The sequence below is a fragment of the Paraburkholderia sp. JPY419 genome (assembly GCF_050435705.1).
Classification (GTDB): Bacteria; Pseudomonadota; Gammaproteobacteria; order Burkholderiales; family Burkholderiaceae; genus Paraburkholderia; species Paraburkholderia youngii.
Genome location: NZ_JBNDKV010000003.1, coordinates 472,855 through 490,136, shown reverse-complemented (window position 1 = coordinate 490,136; position 17,282 = coordinate 472,855). Strand labels below are relative to the sequence as shown.

The 17,282-nt window shown below is 55.0% G+C and carries 11 protein-coding genes and 4 pseudogenes; 7 read left to right on the top strand and 8 right to left on the bottom strand.

Features of this window, described 5'->3' with window-relative positions:
• Window positions 1–270 precede the first annotated feature (270 nt).
• From QFZ91_RS25740 to QFZ91_RS25730, 3 genes are all read left to right on the top strand, one after another.
• A complete protein-coding gene (locus tag QFZ91_RS25740) occupies window positions 271–630 on the top strand; it encodes an FkbM family methyltransferase (RefSeq protein ID WP_429523923.1) in 360 nt (119 codons plus the stop codon).
• A gap of 163 nt (window positions 631–793) precedes the next feature.
• Complete coding sequence (locus QFZ91_RS25735; protein ID WP_176126218.1) at window positions 794–967, top strand: hypothetical protein; 174 nt, start codon at window positions 794–796, stop codon at window positions 965–967.
• 414 nt (window positions 968–1,381) lie between these two features.
• On the top strand, window positions 1,382–1,606 hold the full coding sequence (locus tag QFZ91_RS25730; RefSeq protein WP_429568877.1) for a hypothetical protein: 225 nt from the start codon (window positions 1,382–1,384) through the stop codon (window positions 1,604–1,606).
• A gap of 573 nt (window positions 1,607–2,179) precedes the next feature.
• Here QFZ91_RS25730 and treS read toward each other — a convergent pair.
• From treS to QFZ91_RS25700, 6 genes and pseudogenes are all read right to left on the bottom strand, one after another.
• Window positions 2,180–4,243 (bottom strand): maltose alpha-D-glucosyltransferase, encoded by a 2,064-nt coding sequence (gene treS, locus QFZ91_RS25725; protein WP_429568876.1) that lies wholly within the window; start codon window positions 4,241–4,243, stop codon window positions 2,180–2,182.
• 34 nt (window positions 4,244–4,277) lie between these two features.
• Window positions 4,278–5,804: an aldehyde dehydrogenase family protein gene (locus tag QFZ91_RS25720; protein ID WP_429568875.1), complete on the bottom strand. Its 1,527-nt coding sequence runs from the start codon at window positions 5,802–5,804 to the stop codon at window positions 4,278–4,280.
• A 559-nt stretch (window positions 5,805–6,363) separates the two neighbouring features.
• Window positions 6,364–6,644 (bottom strand): annotated as a pseudogene (locus QFZ91_RS25715) (IS481 family transposase); the annotation flags it as partial.
• Window positions 6,645–6,729: 85 nt separating this feature from the next.
• A pseudogene (locus tag QFZ91_RS25710) lies at window positions 6,730–7,037 on the bottom strand (IS110 family transposase); the annotation flags it as partial.
• Window positions 7,038–7,067: 30 nt separating this feature from the next.
• Window positions 7,068–8,620, bottom strand: a protein-coding gene (locus tag QFZ91_RS25705) for an IS3 family transposase (RefSeq protein ID WP_429568748.1) whose coding sequence is annotated in 2 segments (ribosomal slippage) — window positions 7,068–8,158 and window positions 8,158–8,620 — 1,554 coding nt in all. Because the reading frame shifts where the segments join, the coding sequence is not laid out codon by codon here.
• A 239-nt stretch (window positions 8,621–8,859) separates the two neighbouring features.
• Window positions 8,860–10,305: an IS1182-like element ISBusp4 family transposase gene (locus tag QFZ91_RS25700; protein WP_429568874.1), complete on the bottom strand. Its 1,446-nt coding sequence runs from the start codon at window positions 10,303–10,305 to the stop codon at window positions 8,860–8,862.
• 790 nt (window positions 10,306–11,095) lie between these two features.
• On the opposite strand from QFZ91_RS25700, the gene QFZ91_RS25695 reads away from it, so the two are divergent.
• From QFZ91_RS25695 to QFZ91_RS25685, 3 genes are read left to right on the top strand one after another with little or no spacing between them, the layout of a single operon-like run.
• Window positions 11,096–13,207 (top strand): glycosyltransferase, encoded by a 2,112-nt coding sequence (locus QFZ91_RS25695; RefSeq protein WP_429568873.1) that lies wholly within the window; start codon window positions 11,096–11,098, stop codon window positions 13,205–13,207.
• Complete coding sequence (locus tag QFZ91_RS25690; RefSeq protein WP_429568872.1) at window positions 13,197–13,766, top strand: hypothetical protein; 570 nt, start codon at window positions 13,197–13,199, stop codon at window positions 13,764–13,766. The genes QFZ91_RS25695 and QFZ91_RS25690 overlap by 11 nt, the downstream gene beginning before the upstream one ends.
• The gene (locus QFZ91_RS25685; protein ID WP_429568871.1) at window positions 13,766–15,208 is read left to right on the top strand and encodes a radical SAM protein; all 1,443 of its coding nucleotides are present in this window, start codon (window positions 13,766–13,768) and stop codon (window positions 15,206–15,208) included. The genes QFZ91_RS25690 and QFZ91_RS25685 overlap by 1 nt, the downstream gene beginning before the upstream one ends.
• Before the next feature lie 14 nt (window positions 15,209–15,222).
• Here QFZ91_RS25685 and QFZ91_RS25680 read toward each other — a convergent pair.
• Window positions 15,223–15,324, bottom strand: a pseudogene (locus QFZ91_RS25680) (IS6 family transposase); the annotation flags it as partial.
• 849 nt (window positions 15,325–16,173) lie between these two features.
• Between QFZ91_RS25680 and QFZ91_RS25675 the strand changes: the two are divergent.
• A complete protein-coding gene (locus QFZ91_RS25675; protein ID WP_429568870.1) occupies window positions 16,174–16,860 on the top strand; it encodes a hypothetical protein in 687 nt (228 codons plus the stop codon).
• A 225-nt stretch (window positions 16,861–17,085) separates the two neighbouring features.
• On the opposite strand, the pseudogene QFZ91_RS25670 reads toward QFZ91_RS25675, so the two are convergent.
• Window positions 17,086–17,257, bottom strand: a pseudogene (locus tag QFZ91_RS25670) (IS6 family transposase); the annotation flags it as partial.
• Between the last annotated feature and the right edge of the window lie 25 nt (window positions 17,258–17,282).

Below are 17,282 nucleotides of genomic sequence, written 5' to 3'. Positions count from 1 at the left end.
CTGCGCGAGCACCGCTTATAACGCTGCTATCCGCTTATGCACGTTCCCGGAAAACAATCAGAGAGGCCTTGTCGACGACTTGCACACCCCAGAGGCGCGGCCGGGCACCGTTCCAGTTCGCGACTTGATGCCGCGATGGCGTTCTCGATCCTGCCGTTCAAGTATTTTAATGCGGCCGACCGTTTCAGACTGCTCTACGTCTCGCGCCTGCGCCGGCAGATTCCTTCTGGTTGCAGTGCGACGATTTCTCGTGAACTATAGGAGAACACGATGGATCGTATCAGCGGGCATACCTTTTTCAAGCGGTTTTTTCAGCGAGACAGCACTGTTATCGATCTAGGCGCGAACAGCGGTACGTTTTGCCGGCTGATGTCGGAGAAATGCGAATGCATCTGTTACGAGGTCGAGCCGAATCCCGACCGTTTTGCGCGGCTCGGCGGCATGGTGCGCGTGAAGCCCTCGAATCTCGCGATTGCCGATCGTGCAGGGACGATGAGCTTCTTCGTGGCGACGAATCGGGAGGCATCGTCGTTCGTTCGCACCAGCGAGAACAATCACGAGACCAGGTGGCCGCTGTGCGGCTCGACGTGTTCACGCAGCAGTAGGGAATCCCGCAAATCGATTTGGTGAAGGTCGACATCCAAGGCGCCGAGGTGCCGCTGCTTGATTGACTGCCGGACGCGTTTCTCCCTAACATTGGCCAGATCGCGATCGAATTCCAAGATTTTTGCGGCCGGTGGAGAAGAGGGATGTCGTCCGGCTTGAGCAGCGGCTTGACTCGCAGCGATTCCGGTTGATCAATTTCTCGAAGGAATCGCACGGGCACGAAGATCATCTGTTCCTCAACCGGAGGAGGTGTCCGCTCGGCTACGTCGAGTATGCGACCACGAAGTATGTGACGAAGTACCTGTTGGGCGTGGGCCGCATCATCGACCGCTGGAGGCGCGGTGGCAGTAAGCACCAGTGATTTGCACAGCTCTGATTTGATGGACGACTTCCGCAGTTCGGGGCCCGGCATATTCCAAAGTGGAGAATTGTCAAAGCGAGATCCGAATGTCGGGGTGCGGGCCATTTACCAGATGTCGGGGGTGAGGTTGGTTTTGTTAGGCTGGGGTAGGTGTTGAGGGCGGTTTTGGCTCGCTTATTTGTCTCTCTGAGGGAGGTTTTTAGCACCGAGCCTGCCCGCGCTCCGGTGTGTCCCCGTCAACACTGCGTTCACGTCATCCTGCGTGAATTCCCGTGCTTCCTGGTGCCCGGAAGCCGACTCCTTGGCGTGTACCGCACTACCCTGATTGGTGCGTGACGGCGAGCTCGACGCCCGTCGGTCATCGCGTTGCGCCTGCAAGGCTTGGGCGACCTGCAGCGCGTGACCGAGCCGCTTATGCTCGACGACGACGCCCTGGTCGATCTGAGCGAGCCGGTCAGAGGGAACATAGAGCAGGGACGTGCCGTGCGCCCGGATTTCAATGCGTCCGGCCGGAGCGCGCTGGCAGCAACTAGACACGCTCGGCTCGGCACGGGGCCGCGAGGGACGCTGTCCGTCGGACACCCCCCGGCCGTCGACGAAATGGTCAAGGACGCCATCAAGGTGTTCAACAGCACCTGACACAAGACGGTTGAAGGGGCGCTTTTTTGTCATCCGCTGAAGCGGCTGGATGAGTTGCTCGCAGGTTTTTTAACGCATCAAAAGCAAGAGCTTGACGTGGGCGTCGTCGGGGATGACGCGATCTCGCGCGCCGCCGACTAGGCAAGAAAGGTGATCCGGCTGCATGAGCGACCGTGTTATGCTCATTCGGAATGCTTGGCGCATGAAACGCAGCGCGACTGGGAATTTGCTCAGGCAGCCGCGCGACAAGCGGCGACTCAGCTGCGGCCCGCTTCGCAGGCTGGTCCGGCTGGGCAGTTGGAGTGAGCAGCCACAGGCGTTCGTGAAGTAGATCCGGCCACGGCTGGGTAGAAATTATTGGGCGCTCCATTAGTGCGGTGGCACGTTAACTCCCTTCTAGCGGTCCTGTCCGCTCGATAAGATACCCATCCTGAATGAAACTGCTCAACCCCCTTACCTATTTGCATCAGAGCCGTCGAGAGAAACTTCAGGAACGCCACGGACATTTAATTTCTGAAGCGCAGTGTCTGATTCAACTGCGTGGATATCGCCGGGTGTGCCCCTTAATGCACGTCAACTAGAAAGAGAACTCCCAATTCTCAGTGATACACCTCGGTGACCCTCAAGCACTATTCGCAGCTTACCCAGTTCGTCGAGGTGACCGATAACCGAATCGGCGAGCATGTCGATGACGGGTCCTGGCGCGGTGCAGCGTAGGGTAATAGTCTCATCGACGCTGCTTGCACCAAAGTTCAGAGCTGTAATCTGAATCTCTTTCCCAGCGGGAAGTTCGTGAATCATTACTAGGAGGCCTGGCGCGACAACGTCGGGAATCCCTATTTGCCTACTTAAGGCAAGGCCGTACGAGTCTCGCACAGCGAGGAGACGCTTGAGTTGTGAGGCGAAAGAGGTGGGGTCGGTGAGCTGCTCCGGCAACGTACCGTACAAGGCCACTGCGCGCGGCATGCCTTCTTTGGATGCATATGCATGTGTGTTTTCGCCTGTTAGATCATAGGCACCGCGTTGTACCCAGCGCGTGTCTCCGTCAGTCGTTCGCTCCTCGACGGCTTCAATGGGTAAGGGTAGTGCACCCACAAGGTCCCACCCCGATATCGCAAAAATGCCGGGCTGAAAAGCATTGAACATCGCAAGAAGAAGATGAATTTGTCGGATATTGTCCCTGTCCCTAGGCGTTATGGCGTCCAAGTCCCGAATATTGAGTGCCGCAGTGATGACGCTGACTGTCGTGCAAGACACACCGTTTGACACAAAAGGAACATTGTAGCGCGCATGCTCGCCGCACAAGCGCTCGTACATCTTCTCCCGGATATGCTCTCGAAGGGAGTTGCCGTTCCATGTCTGCCCTTGGAACGTGAAGGTTGCGTTAGCGTGTAGCGACCAGAAATGTACGAGCTCCAGCGTCAGTTCATCGTGGTTTTGAAGCGCGTGAATGAGAGACGCCGGGTCGATGCCGTACTGATGGGCCTTGCGTAGCATCAGCCGCAAGAACTCTGTGTCTCCCGTCAGAAGTGCATGCTGATACGCAGGACGTGTGACAAAGTCGTAAGACAGGTCCGCGCCATTTTTGGACATCGCCGCCATGTCGTCGAGGGTGAGATTAAGTTCCTGAAAGCTGAACCCACCGGCCTTACGAATCGCCCCGGCAAGAAGCTGGTTGGCCGCGACCGCGAGTGGATGGCTCTGCGACCACGCATTGCCGTGTGGTCTTCGCTCGATGCCGAGAAAGCCGTTGGCATCCAGGCGAAGTCCGCGTGCGCCGAGGTCATCTATGGAGTGCAGAGCATCACCGATACTGATTTGTTGGGCTGCAAATGTTGGGTCGAGCCAGTTCAGTGACGGTTGACCTTCCTTAAAGTAGTGAAGGTATACCCACCGGCGCATAATGCCGTCTACGCTGAGTACAGGAGCGGTTGCACTCCAGTCTGTTTCCTTGACGCCCGGCGCAAAAAACATTACCCGCTGAAGTTGGCCAACGATGTAGCGCCTACGTTTTAGGGTGTCGACGACGTCAGCCGGCAGATTGATGGAATCTTTGCCTTCAGGTACGTCTGGTAAAAGGTTCCAGTCGCTAGGCATGATCTCGATCATGTGGTAGAGGCCGGGATAGTCCCCGTAATTCATCTCAGCGAGCCGGAAGTCGGGGCCTTTGCCAGTATGCAAAGGAATAATATCGTCAATGACAACAGCGTTGTGCGCTGCCGCCATGCGACTCATCGCTATGAAGTCTTCTTTACTGCCGAATCTGGAATCGATCTCTAGGCCGATGCGATCAAAGTTGCCGTCCACCGAACGGGTAAAGCGCTTACCATTAAGACCACCTGCGACTTTGGTTGGACCCGGGTGCATGGCCCTAATGCCCAACGAGGACAGCGAACGCCACAGTGTCTCGTTTCCCAATGCCTGGAGTACCGATTGTCCCGGCGCGGCTATAACCGCGCCCGGGTACGCGGTGAACCAGACAGACGACTTTGCGCAGACCTCACGCGGGCGTGCCTCGGCATAGGGGTGAAGCCAAAGCTTGGCTTGCCCCGCATAACTGCGTGCCCGTGCCCGAACCTGGTGGAGCATTGATTGACTCACGAGCCACTGGATATGCTCTGAATCCGGTAAATTCATGTCAGAGCTCCTGGAGATATTTCTTGAGGCGATATCAGGGCTTGGGTGCGTTCAACCAGCGCCTCGGATCCTCTGAGGCCAATGAGTCTTCACTTGAGTACGCGTGCACGTCACCGCCCGTGCCGGGTCCCGCCTGATCGTCATAGCCGACGATGGCCTTTACTTCGAGAAACGCCTCCAGACCCCACTCGCCATATTCACGGCCGTTGCCGGATTGCTTATATCCGCCGAACGGCGATCCCGCGTCCCACGCCGGATAGTTCAAATACACGCTGCCCGCGCGCAGCCGGAGCGCCACACGCTGGGCGCGCGCCCGATCTGCGGATTGAACGTATGCAGCAAGTCCGAACGGTGTATCGTTGGCAATCGCGATCGCGTCTTCCTCGTCGCGGTACGGCATGATGGCGAGCACTGGGCCAAAAATCTCTTCTCGTGCGATCGTCATCGACTGGTCGACGTTTGCGAAGACCGTGGGCCGCGCGTAGTAACCGCGCGACAGGTCGTCGGGACGTCCCGGCCCGCCGGCTGCGAGCAGTGCGCCTTCCTCGATGCCCTTTTTAATCAGCCGTTGCACGCGTGTGTATTGCACGTCGCTCACCAGAGGGCCCATCGTGGTGTGGTCGTCGTTCGCGGGACCCACACAGTGAGAGGCCGCCGCATGCTGTGCAATGCGCACGGCCTCGTCGTGCAGCGCTGCGGGCACCAGCATACGTGTCGGCGCGTTGCACGACTGGCCGCTGTTGCCAAAGCACTCGTAGACACCCGAAGTGACGGCAGCTTCCAGGTCCACATCGTCGAGAAGAATGTTTGCGGACTTACCGCCGAGTTCCTGGTGCACACGCTTGACGGTCGGCGCCGCGAGCTTCGCGATTTCCACGCCCGCTCGTGTCGACCCGGTGAACGACACCATGTCGACATCTGGATGACTGCAGAGCGCCGCGCCCACCGTCGGGCCGTCGCCGTTCACGAGATTGAACACACCCGGCGGCACGCCTGCTGCATCGAGAATCTCGGCGAACAGCACGGCGTTCAGCGGCGAGATCTCGCTTGGCTTGAGCACCATCGTGCAGCCGGCGGCAATCGCGGGGGCGACCTTGCAGACAATCTGGTTGATCGGCCAGTTCCACGGCGTGATGAGCGCGGCCACGCCGACGGGCTCATAATTGACAAGGGTCGTGCCCTTCTTGCGCTGCCAGGCGAAGCGTTCGCAGGTACGTAGGAGTTCTTCGAGGTGACGTCTGCCGAGCGCGGCCTGCCATGTTTGCGAAAGCGTTTTCGGCGCGCCGATCTCGCGCGAAATGACATCGGCCATCTCGTCGTAACGCGCCGCATAAGCGTCGAGTATGCGGCGAATCAGTGCGACGCGCTCAGTCAGCGGCGTCACCGAAAACGACGCGAATGCGCGCTTTGCAGCGGTCACAGCGCGCTCTACGTCGTCGGCATTGCCGAGCGCGATCTGCGCGAACGCCTCTTCCGTGCACGGATCGACAACGGCGAGGCGCGCGTCGCCCGACGGCGCGACCCAGACGCCGTCGATGTAAAACTTTTGTGCATTCGACATCCGCTTCCTACTCAGAGAGTGTTTCAAGAAGAACTGCCTGGATTGTTAATCCCGAGCCAAACCCGTTAGCTTCGACGGCAACCTCTCCAGCGCAAGCTGGAGAGCTGGGCGTACTGACGCATGGTTCCCCGCCTGTCGTCGTCTGCGCATAAGCTTTAAAAGACACGTCGACATTTACAAGAAGCAGCTGACGACTGGATGCCACCTAGTTTGCAGGTGAAAATCTCCAATGTTCCGAACAGTCTCTTGAAACGTTCTCCACCGCATGCCAAAATATTCCGAAGGAGGCGTGTAACAATCAAACCAAACAGCGCCCCCGCGTCGCCTAGTGCAATATAGCGAAAACATTTCTTTGTGCCTTTGATCGCCATCAATGCATGACTGTCTTCTAATGAATACATCGTCGGCGCTTGTCCTCCCGCTGCGGGCTCCGGTGCAAATAGGCGGTCGTACGAGATTGTTGTTAGATAGAGGGTAACTCATGACGCAGACAGGACGCCCTTTCAAGCTGCGGGTGCAGCGACCTCTTTGAGGCCGCGCTTCGCGAGATTGAACTGGCCTTGGCGGATTTGGCTTCCAGAGCCTTCAAGTGCTTCCGCATCGTCTCCAGATCGTGACGCAACTAGATACTAAGGACGCCTTGGGGCGAGACGGACAGGGTATGCCATTTGAGGACTTCGTTGGCGATACGAATCTGACCGTAGGCGGGTAATTCGAGGGCCAATTCGACAACGGCAGCATCGACATGCGGATCTACGCGGTTCGTGAGCAGGGGCCGATGGCGAGAATCTGCTGCAGCGGCGCTTCACTGCCCCGATCGTACAGTTCCTTAAATCGGTAGAGGCCGCGCTAGTAAAGCTTTGGCGAGTCCAGATTCCACCTGGCTTGTCATTTCGCTCGATTGCTGCGCAACTTTTCTACGTGCCAGCAAAAAAGACTTCAGTCGCTGACGGGCTTGCCGCAAATCCTCCTTGAGTGCAGTCCACACCCGCGCCAGATCCGAGAAGGCTTCGTCTTCAACACCAGGCAAATACACGGCAGTCAGGTCGCCTGCGCGAGCCGGGTTTTCTGGGAATCAGCGATGGCGCAAAGACCATGCTCTCAAAGCCGCGCTGCGTCAGTTGCCGATGCAGCCAGTAGCAGCCTGGATCCGCCTCGTGCACTCACCCGTGAAGCTTTCGACTGCAGCCGCTTGCACAGCCGATCAATCTTAGTTTGAATTGCGCCGATCTCGGTGTTCGTCAACGTAGTTGTCATGTCACTTCACGCGCACTGCTTTAATTCGACCGGCGGCATCCGCTCCGGATTGAGCCAGACTTCATCCTTCAATTCCCAATTGCGAGTCGAGCGGGACCAACGCTGCGGATTGCGCGCCTTGGCCTGAGCGTACAAGACTTCCCGTTGTGCCAGCACCGCAGTGGCGACGCCGCTATGACGCTGCGCCGGCGTGACGAATTTCAGGCCGCTGTGTTTATGCTCGTGGTTGTACCAACGCACGAACTGCTGCGTCCAGGCGCGCGCCTCGTCAAGGCTCGCGAACGCTTTACGCGGATAGTCGGGCCTGTACTTGCATGTGCGGAACAGCGCCTCGGCGTACGGGTTGTCGTTGCTCACACGCGGTCGGCTGAACGAAGCCACCACGCCCAGGTTTTCCAGCGTGGCTAGCATCGTCGCACCCTTCATCGCACTGCCATTGTCCGAGTGCAGCACCAGCGGACGTCCCGCCAAGCCCTCGGCCAAACTCGTGCGCCGCATCAGCAACGACGCAAGTTCTGCAGATTCCGCTTCCTGGACTTCGTGACCGACGATCTTGCGGCTAAACACATCGAGCACCATGTACCAGTAGTAGAACTTGCCCTTGATCGCCGCCGGTAACCAGGTGATGTCCCACGACCACAGCTGATTCGGTGCTGTCGCACAATGGCTGGTGGGCATACGTGACGAAGGCTGCCGTGCCCGACCTCGGCGGTGCTGCTGCGAGGCACTTCGCAGCACACGGTAAAAGCTCGATTCCGACGCGAGGTACACGCCGCGCTCGGCCAGGCTCGGCACGAGCTGGCTGGGCGGCAAGCTGGCGAACTCAGCGCTATTGGCCACCTCCAGAATCTGTTGCCGTTCGGCCTCGCTCAGCCTGTTGCGCGGCGCCGGCCGCTCGGTCGTGGTCCGACCATCAGCGCGCACCGCCTCGCCATCACGGACCCAGCGCTGGAACGTGCGCAGGCTCAGGCCCAGCTCCTTGCAAGCCTTCTCCAACCGGCTGCCCGACTGCACCGCCTCGCGAATCAACGATATACACATCAGGCGATCCGGGACGTTGATCAATCGTCCTCTTTGTCCCCCCAGACCGCCTGGGCTTTTTTTCTGAGAATCAGCAGCGCCGCCGCTTCCGCCAGAGCCTTCTCCTTGCGCTGCAATTCCTTCTCGAGCTGCTTGATGCGCTGCTTGTCCTCTTTGGACTGGTGACGCTGCTCGCGCGCCTGCTCGGCAGCATTCGCGTTGGCGGCCTGGCAGGCAGCCCGCCACGCAGCGATCTGCTCGGGGTATAGACCTTTGCGACGACAATACTCGGCCAGCTCCGCTGCGTTGAGCGGGGCGGCTTCCAGCACTACGGCAAACTTGTCTTCCGAAGACCATCCTTCGGGGTTCTTCCCGTCGCCCGGCACTGCCAGCCCTTGTCCTTTCGCCTGTCGGCGCCACGTGTACAACGTCTGTTCGGTAATCCCCGTTTCTCGTGCTAGCGCCGACACCGGCGCATTCTCCGGCGGCATCATGCGACGCACGAGGGCTTCTTTTCTTTCTTCTGGGTAGGCTTTCATTCATCCCGATTCTACCGCCCCCGGACCATGTCTAAGAATCAAACAACATGACATCTATTCTGACGCCGGGGGAATACAAGCGCCTAAAGGATAAAGTGAGTCGGGCACGGGAGCTGATGGTCGAGGGTGTGTGGAAACCGTTCTACGGCTATGCAGGGGAAGTTGCCGGACAGGTCGGCCGTAGTTGGTGGCTTTGCGACAGTCTAAGGTTGTAAGTATCAAGAAGGCCCCGCAGGCCCTCAGCTTCCAGCCATTCGCATCGCCCTCATCGTTTTCGCAACGCCGAGTATCTTCATGACTCGCTTCAGGTTGTAAGCCAACACCTGAAGGCTCATCTCGGTGTTCACTCGTGCGAGGGTTCTGGTCTGGAAGTGCGTGGCACCCATCCAATGTTTGAGCGTACCGAACACATGCTCAACGGTGCTGCGCCGGATCGTCATTGCGTCTGGATTCCGGTCGAGCCGTCGCTGCATGGCTTCCAGTATCTGTTCGTGTTCCCAGCGTCGAATGCGTCGGTAGTCGCTTGGAGAACATCGCTCCTTGAGATGGCAACGCGGGCATGCGCTGGGCCAGTACACCTTCAGATTCATGCCATGTTCGACAGTCGTGAACCGATGAATGGCGCGCTCGCCGGCCGGGCAACGATAGACATCGTCTTTAGCGATGTAGATGAAGTCGCGCTTGGTAAAAAGGCCTTTCTTTCGGGATGCAGACGTCAACGGCTTCGGTACATATGCCTTGATACCCGAGAGTTCGCAGGTACGAATATCCGGGCCACTGAAGTAGCCCCGATCGGCTAGCACCCTGAGTCCGGATTTGCCCATCGCGTCTCTTGCTGCGAGCGCGATCTTGCTGAGCTGCCCGTGATCTCCTCCGACATTGGTCACCTCGTGTTCAACGATCAGGTGATGTTTCGTGTCTACGGCGGCCTGTACGTTGTAGCCGACTGTTCCGGCCTTTTTGCCGCTGCTGGTCATCGAACGCGAGTCGGGATCTGTCAGTGACAGCTGTCTGTCCGGTTGCGTCTTCAGTTGCTTCCGGATCTGCTCGAGTTCGCGCATCCGTTGCCGCAGCAAAGCGACCTTCTCATACAGGCGTACGGTCTTCACATCGAAACCGGTTGGACTGACGCGATCCGCGGTCTCAATCGCGTCGAGGTACCGCTGGATACTCTCCTCGATCTGCTGCTGACGCTTGTCGATCTTGCCAGCGGTGTAGTTCCGGTCGCGGCTGTTTACGGCTTTGAACTTGCTGCCGTCGATGGCCACCATGTCGCTGGAAAGAAGCTTCAGGCCGCGGCACAGTTCGACGAAGCGCCGGCACACGTTGCGAATGGCGGCACCATTGTCGCGGCGGAAGTCGGCGATCGTTTTGAAGTCCGGTGCCAGGCGTCCCGTCAGCCACATCATCTCGAGATTTCGCTGGCATTCCCGTTCAAGACGCCTGCTGGAAGGCAAGCGATTCAGATACCCGTAGATGTAGACCTTGAGCATCACTGCAGGATGATAAGACGGCCGACCGGTAAGAGCGGGCGAAGCCCCATCGAAGCCGAGTTCCGCAAGATCGAGTTCGTCGACGAACACGTCTATGATCCTCACCGGATTGTCCTGCCCGATGTAGTCATCGATGCATTCGGGAAGCAGTGCGACCTGCTTGCGGTCATCGCCTTCAACGAATCGCTTCATGAGTCACCCCCGATCTCAATGCGTTGATTTAGTTTAGGCGATGAGTGCGTTTTCACACACCCTCGGTCAAGATCAGACATCAGCAGCCGGGTCTGTTTGCTCACTGGATTCTGGCGCAAAACGGTGGGCAATAGGAGCCGGATGAATCGAGAGATTCACGTCCGGTTCTGCGAGGGCCTGCGGGTGCGATTCCCGTGGGCTACTCACCTAAAGTCATACTGCGTTATCCCGCTGTCCGATTTTGCGCGGCCCCCTCTGCCAGACGATCTCAGACAGAGCGACTCGGCCGGCCGCTAGAGTCATGACGTTTGTCTGCGCAAATTGATTACAAAGCGAACGATTTGTCGGAAAAGTAACGTCCAGACAGCCGGCTGATATTCGCACGTAGAGGCATCCCGTCTACGGCTTTCACATGCAGTCCTCGAGATGGTGCGTAGAAACCTTTCCGCGGCTCATGCTGGCACGCCGCATGCCTCTTCTGGAATTGGATCTGGACAGATTCGTCGCTGCTTTGCAGCCACTGATCCAACCTTTGTTCTGCTCCGATGTGCTCAACGCCATCGGTAATGCGGTTGCAGGAAGGCTTTCCTGCCTTTGTTTACGCAGATCAAAAAAGGGGAGAGGTGCCAACGCTGTTTTCCAACCCAAATATCATCGTTGGAAGGCCCACCACGCCATGAAGCACTGTCGGAAATCGCGCTCGCAGCCACGGCGACCCTGTCTCGAAAGTGGATGGTTTTTTGGTCGCGATCATGATTCGTATTCGCAAATTGTTTTAGGGTGATTCGGAATGTATCGTAAAGATATGCACCCGGCGGCCATATTTATATCATTTGACGCCGTCGCCGTGTCAGGCATCACAGTTGAAGCGTCAAAAATGGCGAAAAATCTTGCGCGCCATCAGATTAAATCTTATCTTGACCTCGGCTACGATATAAAGATAGATAAAGGAAAATTCGGCAAACCTTACGATAAGGAACATGAGATTTACAGCGATATATTCGATTTGGTTCGTATTGAAGATATCGACTCTATTCCCCACTACAATGTCGATTTCTTGACGCATTCGCACAATGTTCTGATGGGTCGAGTTCCGCCGGTTTCTTCCAGAGAGCAGGAAGAACTCCTGCTTGCAATCAACGAATCTTCTCTGCGACTAGCACATCGAATCGTTCAGCTATGGGATAAGCTAAGTATCAGTTATGTGATTGTTGAGAATGGTACGCTTCCGGAAAATATTATATATACCAAAGCGCTTTATACGGCGATCAAAATTTACGGCGAATGTCATTGCCTAGGAAATTTCGTCATCTGGCGCGACCACGATCTAATGTGGAGCAGTGAAAAAAACGTGATGAAATACGGCGCAGCGCCTTATCCTCATGCCATCAAGCCCGTTAGATCCAAGCATATAACATACATTACACTCAATAATCACCTGAAAAAAAAGCTGGAAGAGTGGTGTGATTACGGTGTGGAAGTAATGGTTAAAAAAAATACCTACGATTTCACCGAGCATGGTAGATATGATAGTATCAGAGAAAATTTCTTTATCCGCGATAGCGACATTGTGATCGCCCGCACCACTCGCATTATTCCGCAAAAGCGTTTGGATCGGGATATTTATTTGCTTAATCGGCTAAATCAACTTTTCAGTCAAAATGATATCGATCGAAAAGTTTTTTTGTTTGTGGCGGGCGATCCTGATGAAAGCCGCCCTTACTATCAAGAGCTGAATACACTAGCCAAAAAGTTAAGCGTTGAGTCATTTATAAAGTTTGTCGGCCCACTTTCGCACAAATCCATGCTTTCAGTGGGCGATGCGACTACAATAGAGGATTTATATTACTCCTGCGATCTCGTTTCTTTTCTTACTTCGTGGGATTACGACAGCTATGGAAATCCAGTTGGCGAGGCGATCAGCAACAGACGCTGCTACATTACTACCAGCTACGAATATTATTGGGAGGTTTATGGTCAGTACGGCTTTGAAGCTCCCGTTTTGAAGATATCGGAAGAGAATGATTGCTTGCCTGATGAAGCATTTGTTAAAGACTTGTATCTGCTCATCAATAATAGAAAATTGATGAATGACATTGCTCGGAGGAATTTTTTTATTGGCAAGCGGCTGCTTTCTGATAATTCAGCCAATATCCTGGACTTGACTTGCCATGAAGAAAGAATGCGCGATACAGTTGTTGTATCAGTTGTGGTGCCAGTTTACAACGAAACCGATCGTATCCGAGAGGTGTTGCTCTCCCTATTCAACCAAAAAACGCATGACGGCCTGATTACTCATGATGGCTATGAGCTGATTTTTGTGGATAATAATTCCACGGACGACTCCGTTGACAAAATTAACACTTTCAAATTTCAAAACCCATCCCTGGATATTTTTCTTATTCACGAGTCCATTCAAGGCGTCTCGTCTGCAAGAAAACGCGGCATGGATTACGCGTCTGTGCGTTCAAAAGCCCGTGACAGCCGCCTAGGGGCTCAGAAAAAACACTACATTGTTTCCGCCGATGCTGACTGCATCGTAGACCCTTACTGGCTGCATGCGCTGATTGAAAAGATGGTAGAGGAGAACGGGGATATTGGCACCTGCAACTACTACTACAACGAAGAAGCATTCCGCAATCGTCCCAACCTTTTCCGGGAAATCCAAAAAACCCTGCGCTGCCGGGAGGTGTCGTTTTCGCTCTTCGGCGGTTTTCCCGACGGCAAGGGTTTTGCCGTTGAGCGGACTCTGTACGACAAAGTGGGAGGGTATCGAAATTTTCTATCAGCTGAGCAACGGCCGTTTTGTAGAACACCTCTCGGACGACTGGGACTTTGGAATCCGGGTAATCGCCGAGGGCGGCAAGCCAGTTTACGCCCGGGATTCCCGTGTGGAAATTAACAGTCGTCGCGTCGATACAATGCTAGACGAAGTAATCAGCGGTACTGCCTATGGGCAGGACGGCATCATCATCATGAAAGATGTACGTCCGGGGGAGGAAAAGCAATGGTCAACGCTGTACGATACTACTCCCGCACAGTCGCAGCAGGTCTGGTGCTACTCCATTAAAGACTACGTTCCCAAAAACATTGTGTTGCCGGCGCTGCTCAATCCACAGATTTTGCTGGATGATATCACCGTGCGTCATTTTTTTACCGGGCCAGTGGCTGACTGTCTGTATCAGCGTATCCATGAAATTATGCGCGATTCAAGAATCATCGACTTCAAACCGATCCACGCCTACAAAACCCCAGCCTATCGTCTCTATTTCGAGTTCCGTGATGAAATTTTCAGTGCCATGCGCCGCGCCATTGGTGACGATATCGGTTTCCCGCCGCCGTTGCCGGAGTGTTTTGATGTGGTCAAACCCGAGGATTTCGAGCGCTTTGTCTACTATTTTTGTGAAGACCGTGAGTCCGGCGAAGCGCACAACTACTTCGCTAACGGCGGGGTATTCTGATGAATAACGAAATTCTGAACTCGCTAAATGCTATCGATACGAATTATCCTGTGCCGCGAGTGCATGATTTTCTCTCCCGTCCAGAGAACACCGCATTTCTGGAGTATGTCTTTAAAGATCCGTTCGGTTGCCACGTTTTCCCTGGCGATATCTGTAGTTATCCACTCGGCGCTTTCTTTGATGACATGGAGCGTGATATCAAACAGGCAAAACAGATTCATCTTTGGGCATATATTCCAACTTGCCGCTACCGCTGCCATTTCTGTCAGTACCCGACGATCACTCTGAATCCACAGGCCATTTCGTCACAGGCAGTGTTCCGGGATTTGGTGGCTTACAACATCAAAGAGGCCACTATGTGGCTTCAGAACGTTCCGTGTCTCGCACATGCAGAAGTCGGCGAATTCAACATCTTCGGTGGCACGCCATCGCTGCTTCCTGAGCCTGAGCTGCGGCGCCTGATGGATTTTTATCAAGGCCATTTGAACTTTTCTGTTGCTACCATGCGCTTTGAAGGCGAGCCGGGTACGCTGACCAAGCAATACCTCCAACTGTTAAAAGAGTTGGGCTTTACCAAAATCAGTTTTGGTGCCCAAGCCCTCGACGACCGTATTATCTCGGCGTGCGGGCGTATGCATTCCGCCGAACAGTGCTTGGATGCAATTTTTAACGCGCGCGAAATCGGCTTCGACTGGATCAGCGTCGACCTTATCTACGGCATGCTCGGCCAGAGCGTTGACGATGTGAAATACGACATCGAGAAAATTCTCGAACTGGATCTCTCCCACGTGGTCTGCACCAAGCTACACATGGAAACGCTTCTGAAAAAACGTACTGGTGTTTCCGGGGAGCGAGAAAGTCTGTGGCAAAAAAAAGGGGAGCTTATTAACCTTCGTAAGATGAACTTCCCGGGGCTGGGTAAGCAATATCAGATGCGCGAGTTAATCGAGAAGCACCTTTCGTCCGGATATCTCGAACATCCGACTACATACTTTCACCGGAACCATCAGCATCCGGAGAAGTGGAAAGGGCTAGTGACCGACCTCGATAAGCAGTACCCGGAAGTGGCGATCGGTCTCGGGGGCAGCTCGAAATGTGCCCGGGCCGAGGCCATCAACATCACCAGCTACAGAAAATACAAGGAAGCTCTGGATGAAAACTATCTGCCCATTGAGGAAAGCCGGGGAGTCTCACCATATCAGCGCGAAGTGAACGCTTTTAAAATGGCCCTCTCCACACTGGTTCCGGTGAGTGACAACGTGTTCAGACAGCGTTTTGAAGGCAAAAGCTTCTTCGACAACCCTATTATTCGCCCCACGCTCAGAACGCTGGTTGATAAAGCGCTGGTAACAATCGATAGGGATGTTGTAACCCTTACCCCCAACGGAGTTACGCTGGTCGAAGCCGTGATTAACACCCAATTCGTAACCTCGGAAGTCTAAGGAGAGGCTGTAGCGTACGCCGTCGAGAACCTGTTCACGCAGAGAAGGATTACGTCAAGCGGGTAATGCAGGCGCTTGAGCACCTTTGCCACTGCGGGATTCGGGTTCTGCTTCATCGGTCAGATCGTTCGTCTTCGGGGCTTCAGCATAGCAGGTCCCTTATTGCGGCAAAGCCATGCTGGCTCGTCTCTAGCGGGAAAATGTGAACTGCAACATATTCTTGGTGGAATCGAGACCATGCATATGATGTGCAAAGCTCAGGTGAACGATGGAGATAGGGCACTCTCTCTCCCGTCCAGCAACTCTACTTGCTCTTTGCATAAATATTCCTATTTTGTTCGTCTACACATGGCGCGAGAAGATGGTGACCAAGGCGTCAAGCCGAGGTTGTGTTAGCGACTCCTCGCAGAGATGAAGCGATTTTGTTGCGGTAACGACAAATATTGTCCGGTTTGTCTGTTTTGTCTGTTGGCGCTATCGGTGAATGGCTTCAAGGGCCGTTGAAGGTCTCTGGTTTTCTACTGGCACTGGCTTATTGGTATGGATTTCGCGTACAAGCAAAGGACTTAAAGTACTTTTTCAGAAATATGTTACTTGCGTGAAAATCAAACGGTAAAGTCGCCTTCACGCGGAGTGCTCAATGAAACCTATCGGCACGGCCCGGCGGAATTTATCGAAACCACCGCCATGTCCAGTTCGACGCCAAGCAATCACCGGGCTAATCACGATCCCGCAATCGCTAGTGATGTGTGTCGGAGTCGTAGTCGTGATCGCAGTAAAAATGACCTCGGGCTAGGGCAATATTAATGTTCACCGGGGACGTCGCCAACCCGTACGCCATGCGCCTGTCCTTGATAACCATGACGAAAATCTGGCGATTTCTGTGTCACCGTCTCGTTTTTGCGAAAAAGCACGAGGCTCAACCACTCAGGAGATTACCGTGTCATCTATCAACTGGAAAAATGGTGCAACTCATCACCCTTGATCCTGGCGATACCGCGACGTGCCAGACCCTCACCGGCGGTCAACTCTACGGGCTCATCTTTTACAACGCAGCGGCAAATGACGCTGGCGCGAACATCTCCGTCGTATGGAGCCAGTCGCAACCTCCCGTAACCGTAAGCGTGCCAGGCACGACGGCAAATCAGGGCCTTGCTTCAGTGCTGTTCGTAAATGGCTCTGACACCACTACCGTGTCGGCTGCGATGCTCGAGGGTCAATTGGGCGCACGGGTCGAGGCCTATATCGCCAGCGTCTCAATGCCCGAGGACACGACCGGCATCACTAACAAGCCTCTGCCGGCAGATGGCAAGAACCATTTTTTCGAGAAGTTCAGCCGTTACTACACGGTTCCGGCCTCGCATTGGTATCAGGCGCAGATTCATAGCAATATCAACCAGTTCATTTCGATTCAGTTCGCCGAGGAGTCTGCCGTGGTGAACGTCGTGAATTCGGAGGCAGATCCGGCTCCGCGAATCTTGGCGGTGGGCCGCGCCAAGAACCAGTACAATACGAACGTCAGTCAATATCAGACAATCTCGTGGTCTCTCCAGGGCAACGGGCAGCAGCTGGTCTTCGTCAATGCTGATAGCGTGCAGGACTCGCAAGGCACAAGTATCTCTCTCCAATCGCTGAGTGCTCAATACGCCTGATCCTAAGCATGCGGACTGCGTGAACGCTGGAATACGCAGTCCGAAGTCATGGGGTTGTGCTATCACTGAGCGCAACGGATTTCCACTTATTTGAAATCCCAAGGTACTGTCGCAACATGGAAGCTGACCCGCGAGAGCGCGAAATATAGAAGATTACTTATGCAACGAGCGAGTAGAGTTGCTGGATGGGGCCATATGCATTGGTCTCGATTCCCCAGAATGATGCGCGCGGCGAAAATTCTCGAGTCCCGCCATTGGACGGATTCGACGCTTGATGGCCCGGCGATCTTGTTCGGCAATGTTATTCAGGTACTTCTTCCACGGACTCTGATCGACACATCCGCTTGGCGTTGATCGCTTGTAAGGCAGCCAGATTTGATCCGTTCTTATCGATCGTCGACCGGCCGGCCCTCAGCGGGTGC